The sequence below is a fragment of the Nocardioides sp. genome, from assembly GCF_030655615.1.
GTDB lineage: Bacteria > Actinomycetota > Actinomycetes > Propionibacteriales > Nocardioidaceae > Nocardioides.
The window spans coordinates 1-8,000 of record NZ_JAURVJ010000170.1; the positions used below are offsets into that span (position 1 = coordinate 1).

Below are 8,000 nucleotides of genomic sequence, written 5' to 3' on the forward strand. Positions count from 1 at the left end.
GACGGCGGCGGGGGCGGCGGCTTCGGCGGTCCGCCCGACAGCACCCAGCAGTAGCGCCCAGTAGCGCCCGGGACGCCCAGGAGAGGTCAGTCGTCGCCGGCCGCGCACGCGGCGAGCACGACCGGGTCGGAGCAGGCTCGGGCCCAGGCGTCGATGCGGGCCCGGATCTCGCGGCCCAGCAGGAGACACCCGACGCGGTCGGCGACCGGCGAGAGCCACGCCGGCCGCGTCGTCCACGTGTACTTCCAGACCGCCCGGGTGCCGGCGACGCCGCCGCGCTCCTCGGGGGTGAAGCGCCACCCGCCGCCGAACGAGGCGAAGAACCACGGCCCCTTCTCCATCGTCATGCCGACCGACGTCGGCGGCCGGTAGGAGACGTAGCGGCTCACCATCGCGGGCCCGAGCCGGGCCCGGGTGAAGGTGTGGACGCCGGTCGCGGGGCGGTCGGCGTCGATGAGCCGCTGGGCGCGGATGAACGGGTCCCAGCGCAGCCGCACCTCGCCCTGGGTCTGCGATACGGCGAACGCGGTCGACGGCGGTACGCCGACCCACACCTCGGCCCTGACCTGCGGCATCAGGTGCTGGTGACGGTGCGGTACTTGCCCTGGAAGAACAGCAGCGGCCCGTCGGCGTCGGTGGCCACCAGGTCGACCACCTTGCCGATGACGACGTAGTGGTCACCGGCCTCGTGGACGGCGTGGATCGTGCAGTCGACGTGGCCGAGGGCGCCGGGGAACGTCGGCGACCCGGTCACCGCGGACGGCGCCCAGTCGATGTCGGCGAACTTGTCGCTGCCGCGGCTGGCCATCGCGTTGCTCAATCCGTCCTGGCCGTCGGCGAGGAAGTTGACGCAGAACTTGCCGGCCCGCTGCATCAGCGGCCAGGCGCGCGAGGTCCGGGCCGGGACGAAGAGCACCAGCGGTGGGTCGAGCGAGACGCTCGAGAACGACTGGCAGGTCATGCCGACCGGCTCGCCGCCGCTGATGGTGGTGACGACGGTGACGCCGGAGGCGAAGCGGCCGAGGACGTCGCGGAACCTCCGGGCCGCGGCGACGGCCTCGGGGTCGTCGGCGGGGATCGTCGTGGTCTCGCCCGGGCGCCACTCGACGTCGTGGTCGAGGTCGCCGAGCCAGGAGGTGATCAGGTGGGGACTCGGCCAGGTCTCGCGCGCGTCGTCGCTGATCCCCTCGGGGATCTCAGGCGTCTCGGACATCGCGCTCACCCTAGGCCCCCTGCCCGTGGCTACTGCCCGCCACCGAAGTCGTGGCCCCAGTAGGAGACGGCCGTCGACTCCCGGGCGACCCAGCGGGCGTCGTCGACGGTGAGCCCCTCGGTGCCGAACTCGACGTCGAACCCGCCGGGCGAGCGCACGTAGAACGACACCATCTCGTCGTTCATGTGCCGTCCGAGGGTCGCCGACAGCGGCGCCTTGTGCTTCTTGACCCGCTGCAGGGCCCGGCCGACGTGGTCGAGCTCGTCGACCTCGAGCATCACGTGGACGCACTTGCTCTCGTTGGGCATCGGCAGGAACGCCAGCGAGTGGTGGCGCGGGTTGACCCCGAGGAAGCGCAGCCAGACCTTGGAGCCCGGCTCCTTGCCGACGAACTCGCCGGGCATGCTCATCGAGTCGCGCAGCCGGAAGCCGAGCACGTCGGCGTAGAAGTGCAGCGCCTCGACGTCGTCGAGCACCGGCAGCACGATGTGGCCCATGCCCTGCTCGCCGGTGACGAAGGTGGCGGCGTAGGGCGTCACGAGCGGGTGCGACTCGTAGGTGATGCCGTGGAAGAGCTCGAAGACGTTGTCCCACGGGTCGCGGAAGCGGACCAGCTCCTGGACGCGGCGCTCGTCGAGCTCCTCGCGGGTGCCCTCCTCGAAGTCGACGCCGGCCTTCTGGAGGTGCTCGCGGGCGTCCTGCAGGGCGCGCGGGTCGGCGACCTCCCAGCCGACGCAGTCGAGCTGGTCGACGTCGGAGGGGAACACGACGAGGCGAGCGGAGACCTGGTCGATCCGCCAGTACTGGTGGTCGGGGTTGGGTCCGCGCCCGGCGCCGAGCCCCAGCACCTTGCCGGCGAAGGTCGCCCAGGCGTCGAGGTCGGTGGAGGCGACGCGCACGTAGCCCATCGACCTGATGTCGATCGTCATCCGACTAGCCCTTCGAGCGCTCGACGTGGCGGGCCAGGAACGCGGTGGTGATCTCGGCGAACTCCGAGGCCGCCTCGATCTGCGCCCAGTGCCCGCAGTTGGGGAAGACGTGCAGGGACGCCTTGGGGATGAGCTTGAGCGCCACCATGGCGCCGTCGAGCGGGTTGACGCGGTCCTCACGGCCCCAGGTGAGCAGGGTGTGCTTGCGCAGCCGGTGGGCCTCGCGCCAGAGCATGCCGTCCTCGGCGGTCTCGGGGTTCCAGAAGCTCATCCCCATCGAGCGCATCGCCTCCTGGGCGCCGGGTGCGGTCGCGTCGGCGAAGCGCTCCTCGACCAGCTCGTCGGTGACGAGCGCCTGGTTGACGACCATGCACGAGATGAACGCGCGCAGCTTGTCGCGCGTCGGGTCGGCCCCGAAGTCCATCAGCCGCTGGACGCCCTCGGTGGGGTCGGCGTGGAACAGGTTGAGGCTGAGCCCGCCCGGGCCCATCAGCACCAGCCGCCCGACGCGGTCGGGGTAGGTCAGGGCGAGGCGCATCGCCGTACCGCCGCCGAGGCTGTTGCCGAGCAGGTGCACCTTGGCGATGCCGAGCTCGTCGAGCAGCTGGACGACGTGGTCGGCGCTGTGGCGGTAGAAGTTGCCGACGACCGGCGGCTTGTCGGAGCCGCCGAAGCCCGGCTGGTCGACCAGCAGCGTGCGGAACGACGAGGCGAAGTGGGGCAGCGCCGAGCCGAAGTTGGACCACGCGCTCGCACCCGGGCCGCCGCCGTGGAGCATGACGAGCGGCAGGCCCGCGCCGACGTCGGTCGGCTCCCCCGCCTCGTAGTAGTTGAGCGTGAGGTCGCCCGCCTTGGCCGACCGGCGTACGTCGTCCTTGGCCAGCGGCGCGGGGGCGGTGGGGGTCGCGGTCACGGCTCAGTACATCCCGGGGTCGACCTTGTGGCCGAACTCGTGGGCGCCGAACATCTGCAGCGCCCGCTCGGGGTCGTTGGCGGCGTGGACGCGGCCCGCGTGGGCGTCGCGCCAGGCGCGCTGGAGGTAGGTGCCGTTGGCCAGCGCCCGACCACCGGAGGCCTCGAAGAGCGAGTCGATGGCGTCGATGGCGCGCTGGCTGCCGAGGACCTGGTCACGGCGGACCTTGAGCCGGGTGCGGAGAGGGATCTTCTCGCCGCGGGAGACGTGGTGCTGCTCCTCGCGGATGTTGTTGACCAGCAGGGCCCACGCGGCGTCGATCTCGGAGGAGGCCCGCGCGATGCGGACGGCGGCGAACGGGTCGAGCGAGGCCTTCTCACCGAGGTAGGCGGCGCGCGAGCGCTTCTGCTGCATCTCGACGTGCTCGGCGTAGGCGCCCATGGCGAGGCCGATGATCGGCGTGGTGATGGTGCCGGTGAAGATCGAGTGGAACGGCAGCTTGTAGAGGTCGGAGGTGTTCTGCTCCTGGCCCGGGCCGCGGCACTGGCCGGTCTCGCCCATGCTCAGGGTGAACGCCTCGGGGATGAACACGTCGTCGACGACGATGTCGTTGGAGCCGGTGCCGGCCAGGCCGACCATGTGCCAGACGTCGACGATCGTGTAGTGGTCGCGCGGCACCATGAAGGTCTTGAAGTCGACGACCTGGCCGTCGGCGTTGAACACCAGCCCGCCGAGCAGCACCCACGAGCAGTGGTCGCAGCCGGAGGAGAAGCTCCACTTGCCGGAGAGCTGGTAGCCGCCTTCGGCGACCGTGGCCTTGCCGGTCGGGGCGTAGGACGAGCTCAGCCGGGTGTTGGTGTCCTCGCCCCACACGGCCTGCTGGGCCTCGTCGGAGAAGAGCGCGACCTGCCACGGGTGCACGCCGACGACGCTGGAGACCCAGCCGGTCGAGCCGCACGCGCCGGCGATGTCGCGCACCGCGGTGTAGAAGTCGATCGGGTCGGACTCGTGCCCGTCGAAGCGCCTGGGCTGGAGCAGCTTGAAGAAGCCGGTCTCCTCGAGCTCCTTGATCGAGGACTCCGGGACGACGCGCAGTCGCTCGGTCTCGTCGGCGCGCTCGCGCAGGCTGGGGAGCAGGTCGCGAACGCCATCGAGAACGGCCTGGGACATGGTGGAGCCTCCTGTGCTGGGTCAGGACCAAGACTAGAACACGTTCTAGTATTGGTCCAGCGCAAAGGGGTGACGCTGCGTTCCGATCGTGTGACGACCCGGTGACGCCCCGGTCCGGAGCTCAGGCGGTGTCGGCGTGCCGGTCGGCGAGCCGGCGGGCGCGGGTGTGCTCGAGGATCGTCGCGGCCACCAGGTCAGGGGCCTCGAACATCGGGATGTGCCCCAGGTCCTCGAGCACCACGACGTCGGCGGCCGGCATCGCCTCGGCGTAGGGCGTGCCGTAGCGGTCGGGCGGGAGCAGCAGGTCCTTCTCGCAGAGCACGAGCCGCACGGGGACCTCGTCGTCGAGGCCGGTGACGTCGTTGGTCACGGCCCCGCGCAGCTCGGAGACGATGAACGGGAAGAACGACGGGCAGCGCGACGCGGCGCGCACGAAGTTGTCGGCACGCTCGCGCGACACCCGGCGCGGGTGGTGGCTGACGATCTTGAGCACCACGGGCCGCAGCGGCAGACGGGTCGCGCGCTCGCCGAGGGCGTGGCCGAGCAGCGAGACGGCGTAGAGCCCGATGAACTTGCCGCCGACGACGAGCTCCTCGCGCGACCACTTCGTCCAGCTGCCGGCCGGCGCGATGGCGGTGACGGTCCGGGCCCGGCCGCGGCGCGCGAGCTCGAAGGCCAGCCAGCCGCCGATCGAGTTGCCGGCCACGTGGCAGGTGTCCCAGCCGAGCTCGTCGAGCAGGGCCTCGACCCCGTCGGCGTACGCCGCCAGCGAGACCTCGCGACGGCGCAGCGGCGGGCCGCCCCAGTGGCCGGGCAGGGTCGCCGCGACGACCTCGTGCTCGTGCGCCAGGGTCGGCACCACCTCGGCCCAGACGTCGTGCGAGGTGGTGAACGGGTGGAGCAGCAGCAGCGGCTCGCCCCGACCGGTGCGCACGGTGGGAGCCGGGACCGGCACCTCGAGGCGGCGGGAGCGGGACGGGCGGCGCCTGCGGGTTGTCTGCGACACGCTGTCACGCTAGCGATCCGGTGGACACCCGTCCAGGACCCGTCCCACCACCGCTTCCCGAAGTGGTCGCGGCACCTCCGTATCGTCCGGCGCATGGTGTGGACCCCCGCCGTGCCCGAGCACGAGCCGACCGGCGACCCGATCGAGGTCGTGACGGTCGACGAGGCGGTCGTGACGGCGTTCGCCCGTGGCGACCTGCGCACCGAGGCCGGGCCGGCCCGCTGGGTCCGCGGGGCCGTCCACGACAGCGAGGGCGTCCTGGTCCGCGGCTCGCAGCGGCGCTGGCACGGCGACCGGCTCAACCCCGTCGCCGCCGACCCGACCGAGATCACGGTGCCCACCGACGTACGACGGCTCGCCGGCACCTGGCTCTACGCCGGCCACTGGGCCGGGCACTTCGGCCACTTCCTCCTCGAGTGGGTCACCACCCTGTGGCCCGAGCCTGCCGACCTCCCACCGCTGGCCGGGATCATCACCCACCGGCCCGTGACCGGGCCGGTCAGGGACCCGCGCCGCCGGCTCCAGGACGCGACCATGGAGCCCTGGCAGGCCGACCTGGTGCGGCTGGCCGGCCACGACCCCGACGTCCTGCGGCTCGTGCACGGGCGCGACCTCCGGGTCGAGCGGCTGGTCGTGCCGTCGCGGCCGGTGCTGCTGAAGAAGTGGGCCCAGCCCGAGGCGGTCCGGGTCTGGCGCCGCGCCTCCGAGGCCGTCGGCACCCGTGGCCCGGACCGGCGCGTCTATCTCTCGCGCACCCGCTTCCACGCCGACGAGGCGGGCAGCGTGCGCGCCCGCACCGAGGCCTCGCGCGACGCGCACCTCGACGCGACCTTCGCCGCGGCCGGCTTCGCGGTCGTCCACCCCGAGACCCTGTCGATGGCCGAGCAGGTCTCCGCGGTCCGCGGTGCGGAGGTGCTCGCCGGGCTCTCGGGCTCGGCCCTGCACCTCTCGGTCTTCGCCGCTCCCGGGACCCGGGTGCTCACCGTCGGCGACCGCCGCTCCCCCGCCCGCGTGACCAAGGCCCAGGCGATGGTCGACGCGGCCTGCGGCCACGTCACCGCGTTCGTGGCCGACGGCGACGACGCCGCGCTCGAGGCCCTGCTCGCCACGATCTGAGGCACGTCGCGTGTGGATCGACCCCGCGATGGGCAGAGAGCCGCTGTGCCGACCCCACGTCCCCGCGTCCTCGCGACCGGCCTCCTGCTCGCGCTGACGACGACGTACGCCCTGTCCGGCTGCAGCGCCGACAGCGAGGCCACCGGCGGGTCCGGCACCCCGTCACCGAGCGCGACCTCCCCGACGACCACCGTCACGCCCGCGCCAGAGCCCACGCCCACGCCCGAGCCGCCGACCCCGCTCGACGACCTCGACTGGCGCTCGTCCGAGCGCCTGGGCCAGCCCTACGAGATCCGCCGCTACGGCCGCGGCTACCTCGGCCTCGAGACGCGGGGCGCCGCCCGCCTCACCGCCCGCGGCAAGGACGTCTGGCGGTGGACCCCGCCCCGCAAGAAGGACGTCTACGGCTTCTTCGTCGGCGACGTGCCCGTCGTCGAGCCGACCGTGCGCGGCGGCATCCACGCGGTGATCGCCCTCGACCCGCAGACGGGCGAGGAGCTGTGGTCGACGCCGTCCAACGGCTACTCCGCCGACGACGACCGCCGGGTCTTCGTCACCAGCTGCACCGGCGAGCGCACCGACGACTCCGACGGCGTCTGCACGATGACCGCGCGCGACCCCCGCTCGGGCGCGGTGCTGTGGACCAGCTATCTCGGCACCTACACCGAGAACACCAGCGTCGTCGGCGGCCGTCTCCTGGTGCAGGCCTTCCGCGACGGCCACCGCAGCTCGTTCCTGACCCTCGACCCGGCGTCCGGCGCCGTGCTCGACGACGACGTCGACGACGAGGACCCCGACTACTACGCCGACGCCATCGACGAGCGGCGGCTGGCCAAGGTCGACAAGGACCCCAGGGCCAAGGACGGCTGCCGCAGCACCGTCACCGTCTACGACCTCGACGGCACCCGGCTCTGGTCGACCACCCTCAGGACACGGCCGCTGAAGTACACCCCCAAGCGGTGCGACGACCCGTTCGTCTACGCAGCCGGCCGCGACGTCGCGGTCTCGGGTCTCTTCTACCCGCTGCGCATCCTCGACGGCCGCACCGGCAAGGTCCGCTGGACCGCTCGCACGGCCGGGCACCTCGAGGCCGTGGCCGCCGGGACCGTGGTCGTCCAGGAGACGGACTCCAACGACACCGTGGCCTACGACCTGCGCACCGGCGCCGATCGCTGGCGCCTCCCGCTGATCACCGGCGGCTGGACGTCCTACGGCGGCTACCTCTACACCAACACCCAGTGCCCGCAGGTCGAGTCGTGCACGGTCGTCCTCGACGCCCGCACCGGCACCGAGGTGCTGCGGGTCGAGGGCATCCCGCAGAACGTCGTGGCGTCGCGCCGTCCCGGCGGCCGGCCGGCCCTGATGACCCGGGTCGAGCGGCCGACGTTCTACCACACGCAGTACGGCTTCGTGACGCTCCCGCCGCTGCCCTGAGCGGGGGCGGCGGGCAGACTGCGGGGGTGAGCGAACCGGTCGAGCTGGTCCCCCTCCCCGACGGCCGGGTCACGGCCTACCTCGACGGCGGCGACCCCGACGGGTCCCCGGTGATCGGGCTGCACGGCAGCCCCGGGTGCCGGCTGTCGCGCTGGCCCGACGACGGGGTGTACGCCGCCGCGGGGGTCCGCTACGTCACCACCGACCGCGCCGGGTTCG

Annotated in this window: 8 protein-coding genes and 1 pseudogene; 3 read left to right on the forward strand and 6 right to left on the reverse strand. The window is 72.9% G+C overall.

Annotated features, from left to right (window positions below):
- Positions 1-86 precede the first annotated feature (86 nt).
- From Q7T52_RS13970 to Q7T52_RS13995, 6 genes are all read right to left on the reverse strand, one after another.
- Positions 87-575 (reverse strand): SRPBCC family protein, encoded by a 489-nt coding sequence (locus tag Q7T52_RS13970; protein WP_304803484.1) that lies wholly within the window; start codon positions 573-575, stop codon positions 87-89.
- A complete protein-coding gene (locus tag Q7T52_RS13975) occupies positions 575-1,213 on the reverse strand; it encodes a flavin reductase family protein (RefSeq protein ID WP_304803486.1) in 639 nt (212 codons plus the stop codon). Before Q7T52_RS13975 ends, Q7T52_RS13970 begins: the two co-directional genes overlap by 1 nt.
- Before the next feature lie 29 nt (positions 1,214-1,242).
- The gene (hsaC, locus tag Q7T52_RS13980; RefSeq protein WP_304803487.1) at positions 1,243-2,142 is read right to left on the reverse strand and encodes an iron-dependent extradiol dioxygenase HsaC; all 900 of its coding nucleotides are present in this window, start codon (positions 2,140-2,142) and stop codon (positions 1,243-1,245) included.
- A 4-nt stretch (positions 2,143-2,146) separates the two neighbouring features.
- Positions 2,147-3,055 carry a 4,5:9,10-diseco-3-hydroxy-5,9,17-trioxoandrosta-1(10),2-diene-4-oate hydrolase gene (hsaD, locus tag Q7T52_RS13985; RefSeq protein WP_304803489.1) on the reverse strand — a complete coding sequence of 303 codons (909 nt, stop codon included), beginning with the start codon at positions 3,053-3,055 and terminating at the stop codon, positions 2,147-2,149.
- Positions 3,056-3,058: 3 nt separating this feature from the next.
- Positions 3,059-4,225, reverse strand: a complete 1,167-nt coding sequence (gene hsaA / locus Q7T52_RS13990; protein WP_304803491.1) for a 3-hydroxy-9,10-secoandrosta-1,3,5(10)-triene-9,17-dione monooxygenase oxygenase subunit — start codon at positions 4,223-4,225, stop codon at positions 3,059-3,061.
- A 121-nt stretch (positions 4,226-4,346) separates the two neighbouring features.
- Positions 4,347-5,231, reverse strand: coding sequence for an alpha/beta fold hydrolase (locus Q7T52_RS13995; protein ID WP_304803493.1), 885 nt, complete (start codon positions 5,229-5,231; stop codon positions 4,347-4,349).
- Positions 5,232-5,324: 93 nt separating this feature from the next.
- Here Q7T52_RS13995 and Q7T52_RS14000 point away from each other — a divergent pair, with 93 nt between their 5' ends.
- The 3 genes and pseudogenes from Q7T52_RS14000 to Q7T52_RS14010 all read left to right on the forward strand — a co-directional run.
- Positions 5,325-6,347 carry a DUF563 domain-containing protein gene (locus Q7T52_RS14000; protein WP_304803495.1) on the forward strand — a complete coding sequence of 341 codons (1,023 nt, stop codon included), beginning with the start codon at positions 5,325-5,327 and terminating at the stop codon, positions 6,345-6,347.
- 45 nt (positions 6,348-6,392) lie between these two features.
- Complete coding sequence (locus Q7T52_RS14005) at positions 6,393-7,781, forward strand: PQQ-binding-like beta-propeller repeat protein (protein ID WP_304803497.1); 1,389 nt, start codon at positions 6,393-6,395, stop codon at positions 7,779-7,781.
- Positions 7,782-7,807: 26 nt separating this feature from the next.
- A pseudogene (locus Q7T52_RS14010) lies at positions 7,808-8,000 on the forward strand (alpha/beta hydrolase); the annotation flags it as partial.